This window comes from Bradyrhizobium sp. Leo170, from assembly GCF_004296405.1.
In the GTDB taxonomy this organism is placed as follows: domain Bacteria; phylum Pseudomonadota; class Alphaproteobacteria; order Rhizobiales; family Xanthobacteraceae; genus Bradyrhizobium.
Genome location: NZ_PSRR01000022.1, coordinates 1 through 19,362, shown reverse-complemented (window position 1 = coordinate 19,362; position 19,362 = coordinate 1). Strand labels below are relative to the sequence as shown.

At 61.1% G+C, this 19,362-nt stretch carries 18 protein-coding genes and 2 pseudogenes; 11 read left to right on the top strand and 9 right to left on the bottom strand.

Features of this window, described 5'->3' with window-relative positions; genetic code table 11:
* Nucleotides 1–82: 82 nt before the first annotated feature.
* Genes phaZ through CWO89_RS06585 form a run of 4 tightly spaced genes read right to left on the bottom strand, consistent with a single transcriptional unit; the run spans nucleotide 83 to nucleotide 4,865 of the window.
* Complete coding sequence (gene phaZ, locus CWO89_RS06600; protein WP_207234416.1) at nucleotides 83–1,003, bottom strand: poly(3-hydroxyalkanoate) depolymerase; 921 nt, start codon at nucleotides 1,001–1,003, stop codon at nucleotides 83–85.
* Nucleotides 996–2,699, bottom strand: coding sequence for an alpha/beta fold hydrolase (locus CWO89_RS06595; protein WP_130577825.1), 1,704 nt, complete (start codon nucleotides 2,697–2,699; stop codon nucleotides 996–998). Before CWO89_RS06595 ends, phaZ begins: the two co-directional genes overlap by 8 nt.
* Nucleotides 2,696–3,175: a MaoC family dehydratase gene (locus CWO89_RS06590; protein WP_130577824.1), complete on the bottom strand. Its 480-nt coding sequence runs from the start codon at nucleotides 3,173–3,175 to the stop codon at nucleotides 2,696–2,698. Before CWO89_RS06590 ends, CWO89_RS06595 begins: the two co-directional genes overlap by 4 nt.
* Nucleotides 3,176–3,212: 37 nt before the next feature.
* A complete protein-coding gene (locus CWO89_RS06585; RefSeq protein WP_130577823.1) occupies nucleotides 3,213–4,865 on the bottom strand; it encodes a fatty acid--CoA ligase in 1,653 nt (550 codons plus the stop codon).
* 507 nt (nucleotides 4,866–5,372) lie between these two features.
* On the opposite strand from CWO89_RS06585, the gene ccoN reads away from it, so the two are divergent.
* The 10 genes and pseudogenes from ccoN (at nucleotide 5,373) to CWO89_RS06535 (ending at nucleotide 14,926) form a co-directional block, all read left to right on the top strand.
* Nucleotides 5,373–7,028 (top strand): cytochrome-c oxidase, cbb3-type subunit I, encoded by a 1,656-nt coding sequence (ccoN, locus tag CWO89_RS06580; protein ID WP_130577822.1) that lies wholly within the window; start codon nucleotides 5,373–5,375, stop codon nucleotides 7,026–7,028.
* A 6-nt stretch (nucleotides 7,029–7,034) separates the two neighbouring features.
* Nucleotides 7,035–7,778, top strand: coding sequence for a cytochrome-c oxidase, cbb3-type subunit II (gene ccoO / locus CWO89_RS06575; RefSeq protein WP_130577821.1), 744 nt, complete (start codon nucleotides 7,035–7,037; stop codon nucleotides 7,776–7,778).
* A complete protein-coding gene (locus CWO89_RS06570; protein ID WP_130577820.1) occupies nucleotides 7,775–7,945 on the top strand; it encodes a cbb3-type cytochrome c oxidase subunit 3 in 171 nt (56 codons plus the stop codon). The genes ccoO and CWO89_RS06570 overlap by 4 nt, the downstream gene beginning before the upstream one ends.
* Nucleotides 7,936–8,819 (top strand): annotated as a pseudogene (gene ccoP / locus CWO89_RS06565) (cytochrome-c oxidase, cbb3-type subunit III). Before CWO89_RS06570 ends, ccoP begins: the two are co-directional and overlap by 10 nt.
* The gene (locus tag CWO89_RS06560; protein WP_130577819.1) at nucleotides 8,816–9,070 is read left to right on the top strand and encodes a hypothetical protein; all 255 of its coding nucleotides are present in this window, start codon (nucleotides 8,816–8,818) and stop codon (nucleotides 9,068–9,070) included. The pseudogene ccoP and the gene CWO89_RS06560 overlap by 4 nt, the downstream one beginning before the upstream one ends.
* The gene (locus tag CWO89_RS06555; protein ID WP_130577818.1) at nucleotides 9,067–9,861 is read left to right on the top strand and encodes a DUF2189 domain-containing protein; all 795 of its coding nucleotides are present in this window, start codon (nucleotides 9,067–9,069) and stop codon (nucleotides 9,859–9,861) included. Before CWO89_RS06560 ends, CWO89_RS06555 begins: the two co-directional genes overlap by 4 nt.
* A 28-nt stretch (nucleotides 9,862–9,889) precedes the next feature.
* Entirely contained in the window at nucleotides 9,890–12,151 is a 2,262-nt protein-coding gene (locus tag CWO89_RS06550) for a heavy metal translocating P-type ATPase (RefSeq protein WP_130577817.1), read from the top strand.
* Entirely contained in the window at nucleotides 12,148–12,303 is a 156-nt protein-coding gene (ccoS, locus tag CWO89_RS06545; RefSeq protein ID WP_130577816.1) for a cbb3-type cytochrome oxidase assembly protein CcoS, read from the top strand. The genes CWO89_RS06550 and ccoS overlap by 4 nt, the downstream gene beginning before the upstream one ends.
* A gap of 226 nt (nucleotides 12,304–12,529) precedes the next feature.
* On the top strand, nucleotides 12,530–12,721 hold the full coding sequence (locus CWO89_RS06540) for a transcription initiation factor IIE subunit alpha family protein (protein ID WP_130577815.1): 192 nt from the start codon (nucleotides 12,530–12,532) through the stop codon (nucleotides 12,719–12,721).
* A 1,017-nt stretch (nucleotides 12,722–13,738) separates the two neighbouring features.
* Nucleotides 13,739–14,926, top strand: coding sequence for an MBL fold metallo-hydrolase (locus tag CWO89_RS06535; RefSeq protein ID WP_245475777.1), 1,188 nt, complete (start codon nucleotides 13,739–13,741; stop codon nucleotides 14,924–14,926).
* A 376-nt stretch (nucleotides 14,927–15,302) separates the two neighbouring features.
* Here the strand turns inward: CWO89_RS06535 and CWO89_RS06530 are convergent, their stop codons facing one another.
* The 5 genes and pseudogenes from CWO89_RS06530 to CWO89_RS06510 all read right to left on the bottom strand — a co-directional run bounded on the left by CWO89_RS06530 (nucleotide 15,303) and on the right by CWO89_RS06510 (nucleotide 18,104).
* Nucleotides 15,303–15,902: a HoxN/HupN/NixA family nickel/cobalt transporter gene (locus CWO89_RS06530; protein WP_245475776.1), complete on the bottom strand. Its 600-nt coding sequence runs from the start codon at nucleotides 15,900–15,902 to the stop codon at nucleotides 15,303–15,305.
* A gap of 217 nt (nucleotides 15,903–16,119) precedes the next feature.
* A pseudogene (locus tag CWO89_RS06525) lies at nucleotides 16,120–16,347 on the bottom strand (DUF1007 family protein); the annotation flags it as partial.
* 268 nt (nucleotides 16,348–16,615) lie between these two features.
* On the bottom strand, nucleotides 16,616–16,804 hold the full coding sequence (locus CWO89_RS06520; protein ID WP_130577812.1) for a hypothetical protein: 189 nt from the start codon (nucleotides 16,802–16,804) through the stop codon (nucleotides 16,616–16,618).
* A gap of 104 nt (nucleotides 16,805–16,908) precedes the next feature.
* Nucleotides 16,909–17,121, bottom strand: coding sequence for a hypothetical protein (locus tag CWO89_RS47640; RefSeq protein WP_130577811.1), 213 nt, complete (start codon nucleotides 17,119–17,121; stop codon nucleotides 16,909–16,911).
* Between the two features lie 11 nt (nucleotides 17,122–17,132).
* Nucleotides 17,133–18,104 (bottom strand): CobW family GTP-binding protein, encoded by a 972-nt coding sequence (locus CWO89_RS06510; RefSeq protein WP_130577847.1) that lies wholly within the window; start codon nucleotides 18,102–18,104, stop codon nucleotides 17,133–17,135.
* A gap of 308 nt (nucleotides 18,105–18,412) precedes the next feature.
* On the opposite strand from CWO89_RS06510, the gene CWO89_RS06505 reads away from it, so the two are divergent.
* Nucleotides 18,413–19,362, top strand: a 950-nt coding sequence (locus tag CWO89_RS06505; protein ID WP_130577810.1) for a hypothetical protein, incomplete at its 3' end; no start/stop codon positions are given.

Here is a 19,362-nt window from a genome sequence, read left to right as displayed (position 1 = left end):
AGGTCGCATCCGTCATGATTTCCTCCCTTCTCGCTGTGCCTAGGTTAGGCGCGTTCGCCATCCGGTTTCGGCAAGAGATGTCTCATTCGGCCGCCCCTTTGCGAAAGCGGACGCGCTCCGGCTCGCCCCGTTCGCGCTCGTCGGCCAGAAATTCCTCGATAAGGGCCGCGGTTTCCCCCGGCTTCGTCACCATAAGCAAATGTCCGTCGTCGATCATGCGGAGTTCGGCGTTCGGGATCAGCCGCGCCATTATTTGGCCGTTGATCGGCGGGACCAGCGGATCGTCGCTGCCCATCAGAACGAGCGTTCTCTGCGGCAACGACCAGAGCCATGGCAGGCTCGTCCATCCGACCATGGCGAGAAGCTGATAAAGGTAGCCCAAGTTGCGTGCGCCGTGCATCGCTTCCGCATGGGGGCGGATCAAGGACGGGTCCTTGCGAAACGCGCCGCCGTAGATGTCCGGCGCGATCCTGCTCAAGTATTCCTTGTCGACATAGCGGCGCGGCGTCGCCATCATCCACAGCACCGAAGGGCGCGCCGGCACCATGATGGCCCCTGGCGCGGTCGCGGCGAGCACCAGTCGCCGGCACAGCTTTGGATATTGATGCGCGAATTGCTGCGCGATGCCGCCTCCCCAGGACACGCCGGCCACGTCGATCTCATGGTAACCGAGCTCCGCGACGAGGTCGGCGGCGAGCCGCGCGAGCGTCGACGGGCGATACGGCAGCAGAGGTCGCGGCGATCCGCCAACGCCGGGCACGTCAAAGATGATCGCTGTCGTTCTGGTGAGCGCCTCAAGGAACGGCCTCGCCAGCTCCCAGTTTGCCCCTATTCCGTTGAACAGCAGAAGCGGTCGGCTGTCGCCGGTCCCACGCTTGATCGCAACCCGCAATGACTGCGCGCCAATCGTAATTTGTCTGACCTCAATCTCGTTCGGATTCATAACGGTCGAGCCCGGCTTCCGGCTGCTCGATTGGTCGGCGCTGGTGCGGTCGTCAGTCAAAGACGTAGGTCCCCGGCGCGGGTCCAAGGACGGGATGGCGTTCACTGCCAAGCGACGCGGGCGCGCTCACCTCCTCGCCCGAGCGCGGATGGAGCCAGTCCCGCCAATCGAGCCACCAGCTTCCCTTCCGCTTCTCGGCCGTCGCAAGGAAAGCGTCAGGGCCGGCCGGATTGACCGGCCCGATCATGAATGAAGCCTTCGGATTGGTCGGGGGATTGAGCAGGCTCTGCAGATGACCGCTGTTCGACAGCACGAAGGTTGTCGCGTCGCCCATGATCTGCGCGGTCCTGTGGACCCCCTTCCACGGCGTGATGTGGTCAGTCACTCCAGCGATGACGTAGCTGTCGGCCTTCACCTTGCTCATGTCGATGGTCTTGCCGCTCAGCGTGAGCTTGCCGGCGCTGACGAACGGATTGGTGAAATAGAGATCGAGGTAATCACGGTGCAGGCGGGCTGGAAGACGGGTTGTATCAGCATTCCAGTACAGGATATCGAAGGCCGGCGGCTGGTTGCCCAGCAGGTAATTGTTCACCCAGTAATTCCAGATCAAATCGTTGGGCCGCATCCAGGCGAACATCCGCGCCAGATCGTGGCCGTCCACGATTCCGCGAAGGCGGGAGCTCTCCTTGGCGGCCCGCATCGTTTCCGGCGTCATCAGACATCCGAACGCACTCTCCTCGGCGGTGTTCGGATCGAGCAGGCAGACTGCCAGGACCATGTTCCTGATTTTCAGCTCCGCCGCGCTGCCCAGCGTCGCAAGATACGCCGTCGCGGTGATCCCGCCGGAGCAGGATCCCATCATCGAGATATCGTCGCAGCCGGTGACCTCGCGCGCTGCGTCAACAGCTCCGTCAAGCGCGGCCACATAGGTGTCCAGACCCCAGTCGCGGTTGGCCGCGGTCGGATTGCGCCAGCTTACGCAGAAGGTTTGAATTCCGCTCTCGAGCAGGAAGCGAACCATGCTCTTGTCGGGCGAAAGATCGAGCGCGTAATATTTGTTGATCTGTGGAGGGGTGACGACCAGCGGTCGCTTCCAGACCTTCTCTGTTGTCGGCGCGTACTGGATGAGCTCCAGCAATTCGTTGCGGAATATGACCGCGCCCGGCGTCGTCGCGAGGTTTTTGCCAACCTCGAAGGCGGTTTGATCCACCATCGACGGCATGCCGCCATTCCTGACGAGATCATCGAAATAGTTCTTCAGCCCGTGCCATAGACTTTGGCCGCCGGTATCGACGAATTTTCGAACTGCCGCCGGATTGGTCAGGATTGCGTTGGTCGGAGCGACGGCGTCAACCAGGATCTCCGTGATCAAATGTGCCCGCGCCTTGTCGATCTGGCTGAGGCTCGTCTTGTCGACGAAGCCGTTGACCGCGTCGCCCCAGGCAAGATAGGCCCTCAGTAGTCCGCTATGCAGCGCACTCTCCTTCCAGGTGGGATCAGAGAACCGCCTGTCGCCCGCCTTCGGCGTCCGCTCGGATTTGCCGGCGACGATCGAGCCCAGCTCACCCAGGAAGGAAAGCCACTGTTCGGTGGCGACTTTCGGCTCGTTGACAACCGCCTTGAACAGGATACCCGCGCTTTCGACCAGATCCTGCCCCTGAATGCCAACAAGGGGATTGAGCGCCAGCGTATTTCTGGACGCTTCCTCGGATATCCCCGGCGTCGGCGATATCTGCTCGCGCTTCTCCGCACTCATTGTTGTCCTGCTCCCTTCGCGGGAATCAGTAGCGCCAGCGTCTCGGCAATCAGGGCCGGCTTCTCCGATCCCTCCACTTCCAGCGTGTTTTGAGTCTTCATGATCACCTGCCCACCCTCTCTCGGCTCGATCCCGGCGAGAACGACGCGCAGCCTGACGCGCGCGCCGGCGGGCACCGGCGCGAGAAAGCGGACCTTGTCGATGCCGTAGTTCAGGCCGGCGGCAGCATCCTTCGGGATGACACCGACCTCCATCGCCAGCGGAGCGACCATCGAGAGCGTCAGATAGCCGTGCGCGATCGGACCGCGGAAGGGACTTTCCTGCCTCGCCCTCTCGACGTCGACATGGATCCACTGATTATCGCCGGTACAGGATGCAAAGGTATCGATCCGTGCCTGATCAATCGTGACCCAATCGGAAAGACCAAGCTCCTGTCCAACTCGTTCGCCGAGAGCGGCAAGTGTGAGGTTGCTCATCTGTCAACTCCTCGATGCGCTGATGGATGCCGAGCGGTTACATGTCGCCGTACTTCTCGCGCAGCACCTTCTTGTCGATCTTGCCGACACTCGTCTTGGGAATGCTGTTGATGAAAAGGATCTTCTCGGGGATTCCATATTTCGAGATGACGCCCCTGTCGGCGAACACCTTCAGGTGGGCCTTCACGGCAACATCCGTCGCCCCGCCTGCACCGGTTGTTTCCTTCACCACCAGCGCCAGCGGCCGCTCACCCCAGCGGTCATCCTTGACGCCGATCACGGCGGCCTCCAAGACGCCGGGACACTGCGTGATCAAGTCTTCGATCTGCAGAGACGACACCCATTCACCGCCGGTCTTGATGACGTCCTTGAGGCGGTCGGTGATGTGCACATAGCCACCGGGGCTCACCACGGCGATGTCGTTGGTATGCAGATAGCCACCGGCCCAAAGCTGCTCGGAACCTTCGGGATTGTCGAAATAGCCCTGCGTCAGCCAGGGAGAGCGGAGCACGATCTCTCCCGCCGACTTCCCGTCATGGGGGACATCCTTCATGTCCTCATCGACGATACGAAGGTTGACCAGCGGCGCCGCCATTCCCGCCTTGGTCCGGAACTCTATCTCCTGGTCCGGATCGCCGCTGAGGTCTCTCGACATGACGTGAGCCACCGCGGCAATCGGGCCGGTCTCGGACATGCCGTAGCCGGCAAAGATATCGACCCCCGCGGCCATAGCCTGTTTGGCCAATGCCTTCGGCAAGGCCGAGCCGCCCACGACCATCTTCAGGCCCGCAAGATCGGTCTTCGCCGCCGCTGCGGCGTTGAGCAGCATTTGAAGGATCGTGGGGACGCCATGGGTGAAGGTAACGCTTTCGCTCTTGATCAGCTTCAGCAGCATCGCCGGATCATAACGTCCGGGATAGACCTGCTTGACGCCCGCAACCGTCGCCGCCCAGGGGAAGCCCCAGGCATGGACGTGGAACATCGGTGTCATGGGCATGTAGACATCGTCGCGCGAGAACCGGCCTTGCCGGGTCGCCATGCCAAAGAACGCGAGTTCGCAGAGCGAATGCAGCACAAGCTGCCGATGGCTGTAATAGACCCCCTTCGGCAAGCCGGTCGTGCCGGTTGTGTAGAAGGTGGTCGCCTGGGTGTTCTCGTCGAAATCCGGAAAATCGTAGTCCGGCAAGGTCGCCGCCAACAGGTCCTCATATTCCCCGACAAAGGTAAGGCTCCCTGTTTCCGGCGCGCGCCGGTCCGACATCACGACCAGCGTCTTGACCTTCGGCAACTGCGGCATCAGGCCTTCGAGGAGGCCGACGAAGTCGTCATTGACGAGGAGCGTCGAGGCGCCGGCGTGATTGATCGTATAGGCAACCTGTTCGGGCGAGAGACGGACATTGACCGTCTGCAGCACCGCCCCCATCATCGGGATCGCAAAGAAGGCTTCCAGGAAACGGTTGCTGTCCCAGTCGAGAACGCCGACCGTGTCGCCCGGCTTGACGCCTAGCTTGCTCAGGGCCGAGGCGAGCCGGCTGACCCGCTCGCCGACCTGTCGATAGGTGAGACGCCTTCGGTCGCAATAAACGATCTCCTGATCCGGCGACTGCAGTAGCGGCGTGTGCCATAACTGCTTGAAGATGAGCGGATATTGATAGGCGGATTTAGCGACCTGAATCAGCCTTCCGACCATGGCGGCCTCCCTCGAACTTGTTTCTTCCTTCGGCCCTTGCGACGTCCGCTCTTTCGATCGCGCGGATCGCCGGGTCTACCGTTTGCTGCGCGACCGTCCACGCACGATATTGGCCTGAAGCGTCGCGTGACGCTCGGCATTTGTGAAGGTCCGAAACGGCCATCGACCGGGTCTGAACCGGACAGTCTGCCGTTATCTCCGGCAGAGGTCTTTACCGATCTTGCTCCCTTTGCGGGACGACGGCCAGCGTCATCCTCCCGACAATCCACTTTTGCTGCTACGCACCAACAACGCCGAACCCACACGTTTTGGGCTCTCCGAAGAGCCGCTTGCCGCGATCCACTGCCGTAAGGCTTCTGGGCGTGAATGACCGCTCGTTGCGCGTTATCGTGTCGGCAGAACGCAGCAAAGACGTTCTCGAATCGGCAAGCGGCTTCGCGAAACCGGCGGTCACGTCAGCCAAATTCGTGGCGCATCTTCCTGAAGAACTGCGCGGGGGCAGCCGCCATGATCGCCCAGCTTACCTTAATCGAACGGCAGTACGCGATCATGATCAGCGCGGCCGTGGCAGTCTGTGGCGCCCTGATGATCCTGGTCGGACGCGATGACGCGATGGGCATTCACGGCGCCCTTGTTTTCCTTGCGGGCATTCTCACGATCTTTCGCATCGGCGAAAGCTACTTCGCGCCGGCGCCATCCGACGAGCGGCTTGCGCACTACTACGATGATCCCAGCAAGGTCGCCATCGTCCTTGCGATGATCTGGGCCGTGGTTGGGCTTGCGGTCGGCGACTGGGTCGCCTGGCAGCTTGTCGAGCCCGACCTGACGTTTGGGGTCGCCTGGTCGAGCTTTGGCCGGCTGCGGCCGGTCCACACCACGTCCGTGATCTTCGGCTTCGGCGGCAACGCGCTGATCGCGACGTCGCTCTACGTGCTGCAGCGCACCTCACGCGCCCGCCTCCCGGACCAGGTGAGCCCGTGGTTCGTGGTGTACGGCTACAACCTGTTCTGCCTGCTCGCCGTCACCGGCTACATGATGGGTATCACCCAGTCCAAGGAATACGCCGAGCCTGAATGGTACACCGACCTTTGGCTGGTCGTGGTGTGGGTCGTGTACTTCCTGGTCTACTTGCGCCCGCTGGCGCGGCGCAAGGAGCCGCACATCTACGTCTCCAACTGGTACTACATGGCGTTCATCCTGGTGGTGGCGATCCTGCACATCGTCAACAATCTGGCTGTTCCGGTCTCGCTCGGCCACGCCAAGAGCTACTCGGCTTTTTCGGGTGTTCAGGACGCCATGACGCAATGGTGGTACGGACACAACGCCGTCGCATTCTTCCTTACCGCCGGCTTCCTCGGCATGATGTACTACTTCCTCCCGATGCGGGCGGGTCGTCCGATCTTCTCCTACCGGATGTCCATCATCAGCTTCTGGGGCATCACATTCTTCTACATGTGGGCCGGATCGCATCACCTGCACTACACTGCGCTGCCGCAGTGGGTGCAGACGCTCGGCATGACCTTTTCGCTGATGCTCCTCATCCCCTCATGGGCGTCCGCCGGCAACGTGCTGCTGACGCTGAACGGCGCCTGGGACAAGGTGCGCGACGACGCCACGCTGCGCTTCATGATGGTGGCGGGAGTGTTCTACGGCCTCACCACGCTCGAAGGATCGTTCATGGCGATCCGCTCGGTGAATTCGCTCTCGCACTACACCGACTGGACCATCGGCCATGTCCACGCCGGCGCGCTTGGCTGGGTCGCGATGATCACCTTCGGATCGATCTATGCCACGGTACCCTGGCTCTGGAAACGCGAGCAGATGTATTCGCCAAAGCTCGTCGAAGCGCATTTCTGGCTCGCGCTGGCCGGGACCGTCATCTACGTGTTCGCGATGTGGAATTCGGGCATCGTCCAGGGACTGATGTGGCGGACCTACAATGAGAGCGGCACGCTCGCCTTTTCCTTCATCGACACGCTGGTCGCTATGCATCCGTACTACATCGCGCGCGCGGTCGGCGGCCTGTTGTTCCTGATCGGCGGCTGCGTAGGCGCCTACAACATCTGGATGACCATCAAGGTGCCCAGCGCGGTGACGGACCTGGCCGCCGACGTTCCGCAACCGGCCGTGGTCGGCAGCGGCGCCCTGCGGGCCGCGGAGTGAAACGCCATGTCGTTCTTCGGATTGCATTACCGGCTGGAAAGCAAGGCGATCGGTCTGACGCTCGGTATCATCGTCGTCGCGAGCATCGGCGGTCTGGTCGAGATTGCGCCGCTCTTCACCATTCACCAGACCGTGGAAGACGCTCCCGACATGCGGCTCTACACGCCGCTCGAGCTCGCCGGCCGCAATATCTACATCCGCGAAGGCTGCTACGCCTGCCATTCGCAGATGATCCGCACGCTTCGTGACGAGGTCGACCGCTACGGCCCGTATTCGCTCGCGGTCGAATCCAAGTACGACCATCCGATGTTGTGGGGTTCGAAGCGCACCGGGCCGGACTTGGCGCGGGTCGGAGAGAAATATTCCGACCAGTGGCACGTCGCTCACCTCAACAATCCGCGCGACGTGGTGCCGGTCTCGGTGATGCCGGCCTACGGATGGTTGCTCATGACCGAACTGCGCATTGACGATCTCGGCCTTCACCTGAAAGCCCAGCGCGCGGTCGGCGTACCCTACACCGAAGAGATGATCGCCAATGCCGCGCTTGACGCCTACGCGCAGTCCAATCCGGATTCGTCGTTAGCGGACGGCGTGACCAAGCGGTACGGCAAGGCCACCACGATGCGCGCATTCGACGGCCGACCCAGCTACCTGACCGAAATGGACGCGCTCGTTGCCTATCTTCAGGTCCTCGGCCGGCTGACTGACGCTGCGCATAAATCGGTTGCACAAGCAGGGGCAGGCCAATGATCGTCGAACATGCATTGCTCGTCGGCATCTCAAAATCGTTCGGGCTGTTCTACCTGATCGCGCTGTCAGTCGCGGTGGTGATTTATGCGATGTGGCCGTCGAACAAGAAGCGTTTCGATGATGCCGCGCAATCCATCTTTCGCGATGAGGCGGGACCATGGCGGTAGAGCAACCAGATCGCGACAGCTATACTGGCTATCTCACGACCGGCCATGAATGGAACGGCTTGAGGGAGTTGAACACGCCGGTCCCGCGCGTGCTCTATTTCTTCCTGAGTTTGGCTTTCCTGTTCTCGGTCGGCTACTGGGTGCTGATGCCGGCCTGGCCGCTCGGCGTGACCTACACTAAGGGGCTGCTCGGCATCGATCAGCGAAAGCTTGTCGCAGCCTCCTTGCAGGAGGCCGCGGTCGAACGCAGCGTCTGGACGAAGAGGATCGAGACTGAGGATTTTGCGGCGATCCAGTCCGATCCGCCTCTGATGGAGATCGTACGGGGCACCGGTCGCGCCCTCTTCGGCAACAATTGCGCCGTATGCCACGGCGTTGACGCCAAGGGAGGCCCGGGCTTTCCGAACCTGACGACGAGCTCTTGGTTATGGGGCGACAAGCCCGAAGATATCTTCAATACCATTCGCGTCGGCATCAACTCGGCTCACCCCGACACACATGTCTCGCAAATGCCGGCCTTCGGCCGCGATCAGATGCTGCCTCGCCAGGACGTCCTCAATGTGGTCAGCTTTGTCTATTTCTTGTCGCATCCAGGCGCGAAGGACGTCGATCCCGCCAAGGTAGAGGCTGGCAAAGCGATCTTCTCCGCCAATTGCGTCGCCTGTCACGGTCCTGATGCCAAGGGCAATCCGGAGGTCGCGCGCCCAACCTGACCGACAGTTTCTGGATCTATGGCGGCGATTTCGAAACCATCCATAGCACGGTCTGGGGCGGCCGCCAGGGACACATGCCGACCTGGGAAAACCGATTATCCAAACTCGATCGCAAGATCCTGACGCTCTACCTCGTCGACAAGAGGATGGCTGGCCAATGAACGAACTCGCCATCGACCGACGCAGTGCCAGCAGGGCGAACATCTGCGTGTGGGTTGTAGTCGTGTGCGGCGTGATCGCCGTCCTGGCCGCCAACACCCACCTCATCTATGTCGCATCGACCTCGCAGCCGGCCTGCGTCAGCCATCTCCGTCAGGGCGACGCCCGTGATGCGCCCGACCTGTACTACGCGGCCAAATCGTCCTGCTCGCCGCCCGCCATCCGCACATCTGCAGAAGGACACGAGCGATGACGATGCTTCCTTCGGTCGCGCCGCCGCTCTCGATGGCCAACCAATGGGTCCGACCATTGACGACGGCCGATCCTTTCAAATGGTTGGCGCAAGGCTGGCGGGATTTCTTGACGCAGATGCCGCTGAGCCTGGCCTATGGGGTGATCATTCTTGCGATCTCGGTCGGGCTGGTGGCGGGCCTGGTTGCCCTCAAGCGCGACTACATCCTGTTTCCGCTCTTTGCGGGCTTCATGGTGATCGGCCCGATCCTGGCCGTCGGGCTCTACGAGAAGAGTCGCCGGATCGAAGAAGGCCTGCCGCTACGTTGGCAAAACATCTTCTTCGTCAGGCCGCGTTCCGGCGGTCAGATCCTGTTCACCGGCGTATTGCTCTGCCTGTTGATGATCGTGTGGATCCGTGCGGCCGTGCTGATCTATGCCCTGTTCTTCGGCATGGTGGCATTTCCGGGCCTCGATCGCATCGCGTCGATGCTGTTCACCACCGGCATCGGCTGGGCGATGCTGATCGTCGGTACCGCCGTCGGCGGCCTTTTCGCGGCGTTCTCCTTCGCGATCAGCGCCTTTTCGATTCCGATGCTGCTCGACCAGCGCATCGATGCGTTCACCGCGATGGGCTCCAGCATGGCGCTGGTCTGGAACAATTTGCGGGTCCTCTTGATCTGGGCGGCCATCGTGCTTGCTTTGTTTCTGGCAAGCCTTGCCACAGGCATGCTGGGGCTCGTCGTGATCTATCCGCTGCTCGGTCACGCCACCTGGCACGCCTATCGCGCCGCGCAACCGGAAACGGAGTGACTTCCCGCGGAACGACGGAGCCGATCCCATGAGTTGCTGCGCACCCGGCGCCGAACTCTATCTGCATCAGGTCATAACCCCGGATGACGAGATCCTGCTCGCGAGCCAGGCGGTCCACGACGGGCTGCGTCAGACCGACTTGTCGGTGCCCGAAATCCATTGCGGCGGATGCCTGCAGCAGATCGAGGTGGCGCTCAGCAAGCTCGAGGGCGTAGCGAAAGCGCGGGCCAATCTGTCGACACGGCGGGTCACCGTCCTTTGGCGCGGAGACTCCCCTCCACCAATCATACGGGCGCTGAACGCCATCGGCTATAAGGCTCACGTCCACGATGTCGGCGCTGGCAAAAAGGACGCGGTGTTGGTCCACCTGCTGCGCGCGCTGGCGGTCACAGGCTTCGCCTCCAGCAACATCATGCTCCTGTCGGTATCGGTCTGGGCTGGCGCGGAAGCGCAAACTCGCGATCTCTTCCACTGGATTTCGGCGTTGATCGCCTTTCCGACGCTCATCTATTCCGGCCGGATTTTCTTCCGCTCGGCCTGGCGCAGCCTGAAGCAGGGCCGGACCAATATGGACGTCCCGATCTCGATCGGCGTCCTGCTCACCTTCGCTATGAGCCTGTACGAAACCATCCATCATGGTCCCTACGCTTATTTCGACGCTGCGGTGTCGCTTCTGTTCTTCCTTCTGATCGGCCGGACGCTGGACTATGTGATGCGAGAGCGGGCGCGGCAGGCGGTCGGCGGACTGGCGCGTTTGTCGGCGCGCGGCGCACTGGTTTTGCGACCGGACGGCACGCAAGCCTATCTGGCGATCGAGCAGATTGTGCCGGGAATGACGATCCTGCTCGCCGCCGGCGAACGCGTCCCCGTCAATGCACGCGTGATCAAGGGTACGTCCGAGCTCGACTACTCCCTGGTGTCGGGCGAGAGCGCGCCGCAGCCCGCGGCCGAAGGCACAGAACTGCAGGCCGGCATCCTCAATCTGACCGGGCCGCTGACCATCGTCGCGACCGCGACGATGGATCAGTCGTTCCTCGCTGAGATGAAGCGGATGATGGAAGCGGCGGAAACCGGCCGATCGGCCTATCGCCGGATCGCCGACCGCGCCGCGCAACTCTATGCGCCGCTCGTTCACTCCGTCGCGTTTCTGACGTTCCTTGGCTGGATGATCGCCTCCGGCGACGCCCACCGCGCTATCACCATCGCGATCGCCGTCTTGATTATCACCTGCCCCTGCGCGCTCGGCCTTGCTGTTCCGATGGTCCACGTCGTCGCCGCCCGGCAGCTGTTCGACAAGGGCATCATGATCAAGGACGGCAGTGCGCTGGAAACGCTTGCCGACGTCGACGTTGTGGTCTTCGACAAGACGGGGACGTTGACCGCCGGCCAGCCACGGCTCACGACAAAGGGCGACACTGCACCCGATAGGCTCGCCCTGGCCGCCGCGCTCGCCATGCACTCTCGCCATCCCTATTCGCAGGCGTTGGCCGCCCTGGGGAACGATCGCCGGCAGATCACCTTCGATGCGGTGTCAGAGCATCCGGGCTTCGGTCTCGAAGCGCGGCGCGGTACCGATGTCTACCGATTGGGACGGCCGCAGTGGGCAGTTGCGGACAGACGTTCCTGCGAGAGACACCACGACGCAGCCATCGCGCTGGCGATCAACGGTAAAGGCATGACCTATTTCTGCCTCGACGACACATTGCGCCCTGGCGCAGAAGAAACTGTCGCCGAACTGAGGAAATCAGGAGCTTTTGTGGAAATCCTGTCTGGCGACAGGGACCAGCGCGTACGAGGAATCGCCAAGCGGCTGGGCCTGACCTGGACCGCTGATGCCCGACCGGAAGACAAGATCCAGCACATTTCAGCACTGAAGCAGGCCGGCAACAAGGTACTGATGGTCGGCGACGGTGTGAACGACGCGCCCGCGCTGCGGGCGGCCGACGTCTCGATGGCGCCGGCGTCGGCATCAGATATCGGCCGCAACGCCGCCGACCTCGTGTTCCTGCGCGACAGCCTTCAGTCCGTCCCGCAGGCGGTCGCGATTTCCCGCGCGACCGGTGCGCTGGTTCGGCAAAATTTCATACTTGCGATCGCCTATAACATCGTGGCGATCCCGCTCGCCGTGTTCGGCGGAGTTACGCCGCTGCTGGCGGCCGTCGCAATGTCGCTGTCATCAGTCACGGTCGTGGCCAATGCGTTGCGTCTCGATGTCCGGGTGTCGAAACGACGCGAGCGAAGAGACATCCGCCGCCCGGAAGCGCCTTTCATACTCGGGGCATTGAAATGATCGACTTCTTCTTTCTCGTGCCGATCGCCATTGGTCTCGGTCTCGCTGGTCTCGCCTCCTTCATGTGGACGCTGAAGAGCGGCCAATATGACGACCTCGAAGGCGCAGCCCAGCGCATCCTGTTCGAGGGACATGAAGGGCCTGAACGTTAGCGGCCACAGTCGCTTGTGTAAGTAAATCGAGGCGACCGCCGGAAAAGCCGAGTCGCGGCAAAACCTAGCCGATAGCTTCGAGCAATACTCAAACAAGACAAAGCGGGATGACGATTCGAAGACAAGTCATACGCTTCAAAGGACCGCGAGTGCGGAACGATTGCCCTAGTTCCGTCACTCAGTCCACGTTAAACTCGGCTTCCATCGAGACGAGATTGGGCATGCCATGAAAAAAGGCGACACAACTTGTCCGCGCTGCGGAGCTGGATTCCGCAGGCTTGAGCTGTCCTCGAAGCAGGGAACAGAGGGCGAGTATCACTGCCCGGTGTGTGATACCCCGCTGGAGGTTTTCGACGGCCACGCGCTCGTCATCTACCGCCTGACCATCCAGCCTAGCATTGGTACTTTGAAGGCCTAGATGCGACCGCGGCCGCGTAGTCCGGACGGACTCTGCCTGCTCCGTATTCAATTGACATGATTATCGCCGTGTTCGCATCGCACCTGACGCGCGCACGAAAAATTCACTTTCGAAGAGAGCCGCGCGCCGACGTGCTGGAGGATGGGCACACCGCTATCGAACGGTTCCTCGCCAACAGGGTAGCCCGGGACCGTCGGGAACGTGTTTCCCGAGGGGTCACTATAATGGGTCACGCATGGTAGCGGGGGTCCGCTACACCGCGAGACCCACTATTTCCGAAGTCTTGTTTTCCTACCGAAGGGCAGCCTAACTCGAGACGTGGACCCTCGGTAGTTCGTCAAGAGCCGCCGTTCGTACGCAATCCCTCGCCGCGAGGAATGGCACGCGAGTAGGTTCAAATCCCGGAGGCGCAACACCCGATCGCGGCGATTGATTGAACGCGAGATCCCGAAACTGGCTACGTAGTACGAATTTGCTAGCCAAGACGAGCAAAGCTAGTGTTTGCAGGTGATTTCTTCGTGGCGCGCCAATTTCCTCTATTTTTACAGCGCGATATGCGCGCGCGAACCGAAACTCCAGCTTCGCCACGTTCGAGCCAGTAAGCAGATGTGAAGGAAAATCGTCGGCAAGTTCAGATAGCTTGGCAGCTGACGACGTCAGTCGGAAGTTCGCCAGTCTAAGCCCAGCGATCGTTTCGATAAGCGGTCGGAGTAGCGCTCGCAGGCCGCCGCTCACGCTCGTCCGAGTTGGACACGGCGACACAACAAGATCCGCATGTTCTTGAGTTCTAACGCGCGCATTACGACCTTGCGCGGCTCCGTGCGATTGCATCTCGCTATCCTGATTGGTGACTGTCTATTTGCAGCAAGTCGAAACTGCGCTTGGCCTCGCCGAGGCAGAATGAGACTCGCCACGGTGGCAAGCGCGGGATAGGATGCCCCTAATCCTCGGTGTGCGGGCTGCCAGACGCTGGTGTGTTCGGCACCCCAACGCCTCCGCCCTGGAGTGCGTTTCCACGTGACGCCTTGCGGCAGCAGAGGTCACGCAGGGGAGGATTTGATCATGTTAATTTGCCAGTGCAATGCGATTCATCGACGCGACGTGGTGTGCGGTGGCGGTGCTGTCCTGTTCAGCGCTATTGTGGCGACGTTGATGGGCGGCGCGAAGCCAGTGCGCGCGGAAACGATTGCCGGCAAGGTGCCCGAGATTGACCGTGTGGCGGTATGCGTGGTGGTCGACAGCTATCAATTCGCTGTCGCGCCGAGCCGGAAGGTTTCTGATGTCGAGATCGAACACTTCGGCTGGGGCATCGGCGGTGGCAAGCCGCCGGGCAAAACGCTGATCAGTGAGTTCGGACTGTCGATGCACGTCGAGTCGCAGCGCGGCACTGAAACACGAAATGTCCTGATGGATTTCGGCTTCACACCGGACGCGCTGGTCAACAACGCCAATCTCGTAGGCATCGATCCGGCCGCGCTTGACGCCCTTGTCTTGAGCCACGGTCATTACGATCATTTTGGCGGCCTCGCCGGCTTTTTACGGCAAAACAACAGCAAGCTGAAAGCCAAGCTGCCGATTTACGTCGGCGGCGAGGAGGCATTCTGCTCGCGCGAATGGACAGCTCCGCCGGTACGCGGCGACTTCGGAGCCTTGGATCGCAAGGCACTGGAAGACGCCAATGTTGCGGTCACATACGCAGAAGAACCGGCCCTCATCGCCGACCACGGCTTCACCACCGGCCACATCGGCCAGGCGAGCTTTGAGAAATTGCTGTCGCCCAGCGCCATGAAGATCGGCGTCGACCACGGCTTTGGCTGCTATGCCGAGCGGCTTCCGGAGGACGAACGGACGAAGGCAGTCATCCCGGACCAGTTCCGGCATGAGATCGCGACAGCATTCAATCTAAAAGGCCGCGGATTGATCGTATTGACGTCCTGCAGTCATCGCGGGGTGATCAACGCGATCAAGCAGGCACAGGCGGCTTCGGGCATCAACAAGGTTTATGCCGTGATTGGCGGGTTCCACCTTGCGCCTTACAAGGAAGACTATGTGCGCGACACGATCGCTGCGCTGAAGAGCATGGAAATCGAGTACGTAATTCCACTGCACTGCACTGGTGAGCCATTCTACGAAATGGCCAAAGCCGAGATGCCGAACAAGCTGCTGCGCTCCTATACGGGGACACGCTTCATCTTCGCGGCCTGAGCAAGGAATGGCACCACGATAGCCATAGCGTCTGCGGTCCGCGAATGAATGCATTCGCTGGCCGCAGCGCATGCTTGTGCCGCTCCATCATCGTGCGGCGAAACAATAGTGCCCATCTTCATCGGCCGTGTCGCGCCAATTTGGCTTTATTTTACAGCGCGATATGCGCGTCCGCACCGAAACTGTAACTCGGCCTCACTTGCTCGAGTAAGCAATTCGATCAAATCGTCGCCCAATGTGCTCACAGGCTGGCACTTAGACCGACGCGGGGTGGATAGCAGAGGCGTCACCTCGGGGATCGGCGCGATGACGGAGACTATCATTGCGGAATGCAAGCACGCCGATGAGCGACAGCTCCAGGTTCTTGCGGCGCACTCTACCCGGTGAACATCCAGAGTCGCTCGCTGGCCATGTAACCCGCCAGGAGCAATGTCCCAAAGGCGACGATAAGTGCTGCGGCGCCGGCCTCGATCGCGCGCATCGCGAGCATGCCGGGCCCGGCCCGCGTCCGGACCATGCGCCATGCATCCATCGAGCTGCATTGGCCGCCGCGCATGGCGATCGCGCCAAGGCGCGGAGCGCCAAGCTGGAAGGTCTTGCCGCCATAACCCGAGGCGACGCTTAGGACAGACGCATCGGCCCACCTCAGTTCGCGGAAGGCGATGAGAAAACCACGGCTTTTGACGTAGAGAAGCCGCAGGCCGATCAGGATGACGAGGCCATAGCTGACGATCTCGACGACGTGGACGGCGAGGCCGATCACCTTGGCCGTCGCGCCAAGTAGAGCCGCGGCTATGGCCACGACAAGAATGGCAACAACGGATTGGATGCCAGCGGACGCGAATGACAGGACAACGCCGCGGCGCCAGGTCTCTTCATTGGCGACGAGATAGGAAGAAATGACGGCCTTGCGGTGTCCTGGGCCCACAGCATGAAAGACGCCATAGAGAAACGAGATGCCGAACAGACCCCACATCGCGGCTCCATCTTCCTTGCTCGCCCGGATGAAGCCCGACAGCGAACGGTAGAAGGCGGCCTGCTCGGCGAAAATCCAGCCGCTGACGCCCGAAGCGGAGATGCCGCTGCTGCAGGATGCGGCGCACCAAACGGCGCGCTCCAGACCGACACGATGCCGCCTGCAAATGCGATAAGGATCGCCACGAGGGCAGTGGCGGAGACGGCGCGCGGTCTGGTCATGGGCACTTCACCAGCATCTTGTTCGCGAAAGTTTCTCCGTAGGTGCTGGAGGCATCGAGCGGATCGCTATTGAGCTGAGTGAGCCGCAACTGTTCCGCCGGCTGGTGCGGCAGATCGTAAGTCAGATTGCATTGCGGCGCGCCGCTCAAGGAAACCGGCTTATCCTTGGCAAATTCGAAATCCACGAAGATCGTGGGATCGTAGACCTCAATCTGCATGACCTTTGCCGTGGCGGCCGCTTTACATGTCCTGCGGCAAAGACGGAAGGGGCGGCAAAGGCCTCAGACGGCGGGGGCGCGCGGGCCAGGAATGCCGCGTGACGCTGTTGAAACACCCGATCGGAAACTGGATTGAACGCACGATCAGTCTCAGCGAATTGCGGCAGATGCGGATTTACCGAAGCATCCGGTAATGAAGAGTTCGACAGCAGCAAGCCCGAGAAGCAGATTGGGCAATTGTCATCGTGAACGGCCAGCCGCGCCGGCAGCTGCGTTACGGCTTGCCGTGGTGGCCCAGCGTGAGGCTCTCGACATTGGTGCGGCCGAAGCCTGAAAAGGCGAGATCGTGCTTGTGGACGTGCGCGAACGACAACGCGAACTGCAGCATCAGCGCCGCCAGCGCGAGACAGGCTCCGCATGGCCGGGTGAAGGCCCGCGCCGAGATCGATTTCGCCCCTGCCAAGGAGCCGTTCCCCTTCTCGCGTTCCTAGCCAGAAACTACAGCCATCGGCCGAACGCGCAATGGCCGCGTCGTTTGGCGATCATTAATGGACGAGGAAAACATGGCTATCGAGCGGCTATGAACGGCCGGTCATACGCATTATTTCTGCTCGAGGACCCTTTCAACCCGGTCGCCTTACCCTTGCCGGCTCGGTCATTGGGCCACGCGTCAACCGCATCGGCCGGTGGAAAGATGCTCTCATATATCGCGCGGGCTTCGCGAATGAGGCGAAGCCGCTCGAGTTCGGATTTCGAAACGAATCCTACGATCTTGCCCATCTGCACTCCCTTTAGGCGTAGCAAGCCTCAAAGCCTTGCCTGAGCAGGTCCTTCGGAAGGTCACGCCCGATGAAAACAAGGCGTGTCTGGCGCGGCTCCTGCTCCTTCCAGGGACGCTGACTTCCGCCTTCAATGAGCATGTGCACGCCCTGAACGACAAACCGACGATCGTCATCCTCCATGGATGCGATGCCCTTCATGCGCAGGATGTCCGTTCCGTAGCGCTGGGTGACATCTTGAATCCAGGACACGAACCTGCCGGGCTTCATCGGTCGATCGGCGACTAGGGAGATGCTGCCGATCCCGTCGTCGTGTTCGTGCTCGTGCGCTTCGGAGAGGAATGCCGGCTCGACTTCGAGGATGCGCTCGAGATTGAAGGCGTCTGGTCCCAGGACCTGGGCGAGATCGATACCACAGCGCTCCGTTCGGTGAATCTTCGCATAAGGGTTGATGTTTCTGATGCGACGTTCGACCGTTGCGAGGCCGCCCGCATCGACAAGGTCGACCTTGTTGACGAGAACGATGTCGGCGAACGCAAGTTGCTCCTGCGCTTCCGGCGCTCGGCCAATCTGTTCGAGAACATGCCTGGCATCCGCGACGGTGATGATGGCGTCGAGCTTCGTCTTGCGGCGGACATCCTCGTCGACAAAGAAGGTCTGCGCCACCGGCGCGGGATCTGCGAGCCCCGTGGTCTCGATCACAATGCCGTCGAAGCCGCGGCTGCGCCGCATCAACCCCGCGATAATGCGAATGAGGTCGCCGCGGACCGTGCAGCAGATGCAGCCGTTGTTCATCTCGAAAATCTCCTCGTCCACGTCGACGATGAGATCGTTGTCGATGCCGACCTCTCCGAATTCGTTCACGATCACCGCAAAGCGCTTGCCGTGCGTCTCGGATAGAATGCGGTTCAGCAGCGTGGTCTTCCCAGAGCCGAGATAGCCGGTCAGAACAGTGACGGGAATCTGGGGTGCAGCATCGGCCATGGTGTTGTTTTCTCCTCGCGCTTCGTGGGCGGCGGCGCATTTCGCCATATCGTCGATCGCTGATCTGCGCATGGTCGGGTTCGGGCCGGGATCGAGCGGAAGGACGCGTTAGCAACTTGATGCGAAATGCCACCCTGAGCTCATTGCGATCCGAAACGTCATGTTATAACATTACGTGTGATCGGGAGAAGACGCAAGGGACCGTGCAGTAGCTCGCTGTCCGGCCGCGAGAGCCCGCGCTAACGGTTGGATACACTGCGATGCTTGAACTTGCGTGAACAAGGATTGGAAACAGGAGAATTGATCCGGTGCGGTTACGATCCATCCTTCTGATCTTCAGCCTCTTGATCATCGTAATCGCCTTATTGGCGTCGCCGCGGTCTTTTGCCGCGCAGCAACCGTTGAACGTTCCGGCTTGGCTGAGGGCACATGTCGGCGAAGGCGAAGGTCAAATCACAGAAGTGGTCTTGCAGAGGGCCCGCGCACTTTACCAGCAGAAAGTGAACCAAGGCGCGGTGAAGAATCCTTGCTACTTCGCGATGGACGCGACGCGTCCCAACGATTTAGGCGAAGGCAAATTGGCGCGCCGGTTCTACGTTATCTGCGAATCCGAGCGATCGTTTCGTGCAATTTCGTCGGGTCACGGCGGCGGTCGCGATTTGAAAGGCGTCGCGGATTTCGCGAACGGAAGACGCTGCGCGAAGAACTTCGGCAACGCGATGGATTCAACTCTGACGACTGGCGGGGCCTATGTAACAGGCGAGACGACGATGTCCTTCAAAGGCTACTACCGTGTTTCGGCGAAACAAGACGCGGTTCTGATACGCTCGTTTGTTCAGTTTGATGGCGGGGGCGAGACGGCAAATGCCCGACAGCGCGAGATCGGCGGGCATCCGGCCGAGTTGTTGAGGAACGTCTGTCTTCGACAGGATCCACGCAGTCCGTACGCAAACCACGACGGTTACGTTCCCTTTGGAACACTAGAGGATTACGCTGGCGGCCGCAGCAACGGCTGCACCAGTTGGTCGCCATCGGACGCCGGCCAAATCATCGCGATGGTGAAGGATAATCCGACGACGCTTTACATCTATCCTGACTCTGCCGACATCGAAGCCGTCGCGCGAGCAGTTGCGGCCGGCCGGTCGCTATCCGGCGTGGGACTATATTGGAACGCCTCCTGTTTGAACGAAATCCGGGCTCCAAAATTTTGGCCAAAGGAAACCCTCGAGCCGATCCTGGCTCGATACAAGAAGGATCA

Bases quoted from the DNA above. Each gene is read 5' to 3' on its own strand.
- CWO89_RS06540 (WP_130577815.1), top strand. From the start codon at position 12,530: ATGAAAAAAGGCGACACAACTTGTCCGCGCTGCGGAGCTGGATTCCGC.
- CWO89_RS06550 (WP_130577817.1), top strand. From the start codon at position 9,890: ATGAGTTGCTGCGCACCCGGCGCCGAACTCTATCTGCATCAGGTCATA.
- CWO89_RS06555 (WP_130577818.1), top strand. From the start codon at position 9,067: ATGACGATGCTTCCTTCGGTCGCGCCGCCGCTCTCGATGGCCAACCAA.
- ccoO (WP_130577821.1), top strand. From the start codon at position 7,035: ATGTCGTTCTTCGGATTGCATTACCGGCTGGAAAGCAAGGCGATCGGT.
- CWO89_RS06570 (WP_130577820.1), top strand. From the start codon at position 7,775: ATGATCGTCGAACATGCATTGCTCGTCGGCATCTCAAAATCGTTCGGG.
- CWO89_RS06530 (WP_245475776.1), bottom strand. From the start codon at position 15,902: ATGTGGGGTCTGTTCGGCATCTCGTTTCTCTATGGCGTCTTTCATGCT.
- ccoS (WP_130577816.1), top strand. From the start codon at position 12,148: ATGATCGACTTCTTCTTTCTCGTGCCGATCGCCATTGGTCTCGGTCTC.
- ccoN (WP_130577822.1), top strand. From the start codon at position 5,373: ATGATCGCCCAGCTTACCTTAATCGAACGGCAGTACGCGATCATGATC.
- CWO89_RS06595 (WP_130577825.1), bottom strand. From the start codon at position 2,699: ATGAGTGCGGAGAAGCGCGAGCAGATATCGCCGACGCCGGGGATATCC.
- CWO89_RS06590 (WP_130577824.1), bottom strand. From the start codon at position 3,175: ATGAGCAACCTCACACTTGCCGCTCTCGGCGAACGAGTTGGACAGGAG.
- CWO89_RS47640 (WP_130577811.1), bottom strand. From the start codon at position 17,121: ATGGGCAAGATCGTAGGATTCGTTTCGAAATCCGAACTCGAGCGGCTT.
- CWO89_RS06560 (WP_130577819.1), top strand. From the start codon at position 8,816: ATGAACGAACTCGCCATCGACCGACGCAGTGCCAGCAGGGCGAACATC.
- CWO89_RS06510 (WP_130577847.1), bottom strand. From the start codon at position 18,104: ATGGCCGATGCTGCACCCCAGATTCCCGTCACTGTTCTGACCGGCTAT.
- CWO89_RS06585 (WP_130577823.1), bottom strand. From the start codon at position 4,865: ATGGTCGGAAGGCTGATTCAGGTCGCTAAATCCGCCTATCAATATCCG.